The sequence below is a fragment of the Oscillibacter sp. UBA6647 genome, assembly GCA_002455655.1.
Lineage (GTDB): Bacteria > Bacillota > Clostridia > Oscillospirales > Oscillospiraceae > Oscillibacter.
Genome location: DKLF01000138.1, coordinates 5,450 through 6,071, shown reverse-complemented (window position 1 = coordinate 6,071; position 622 = coordinate 5,450). Strand labels below are relative to the sequence as shown.

The following is a 622-nucleotide window of genomic DNA, read 5'->3' as shown; positions in this document are numbered from 1 at the left end:
GGCGCCGCCGTACTCCTTGGGGAAATAAATGCCCATCATGCCAAGCTTTGCCATTTTCTCCACGGTTTCCATGGGAAAACGCTCTTCCTCGTCAAGCTCCTCGGCCAGAGGCTTTACTTCAGTTTCGGCAAATTCGCGGTACATCTTACGGAGCATCAACTGCTCGTTCGACAGATGAAAATCCATATTTCTTACTCCTTATATTGAATTTACTTGGAATAGTCGTAGAAGCCCTTACCGGTCTTTTTGCCCAGCAGGCCGCCGCGGACCATCTTGCGCAAAAGCAGCGCGGGACGGTATTTGGAATCACCGGTCTCGTTATAAAGGGTCTCCATGATGGCAAGGCACACGTCCAGTCCGATGAAATCGCCCAGAGCCAGAGGGCCCATGGGGTGGTTGGCGCCCAGCATCATGGCCTTGTCGATGTCCTCCACGGAGGCAACGCCGGTTTCCACCAAGCCCGCAGCCTCGTTAATCATGGGAATAAGTACCTTGTTGACCACAAAGCCGGGAGCCTCGGCAACTTCGATGGGGTCCTTGCCGATCTCGCGGGTCAGGTTATAGATGTAATCAAAGGTCTCCTGCGCAGTGCTGGCGCCCCGGATGATCTCCACCAGCTTCA

2 protein-coding genes are annotated in these 622 nt (G+C 54.3%); both read right to left on the bottom strand.

The genetic code is table 11. From position 1 onward, the window contains the following. A partial coding sequence (locus tag B2W96_RS10305) for an acyl-CoA dehydrogenase family protein (RefSeq protein WP_293010206.1) occupies positions 1-186 on the bottom strand: 186 nt, incomplete at its 3' end. Between the two features lie 23 nt (positions 187-209). Further along, positions 210-622: 3-hydroxyacyl-CoA dehydrogenase family protein (locus B2W96_RS10300; protein ID WP_293010205.1), on the bottom strand; the 413-nt coding region annotated here is incomplete at its 5' end.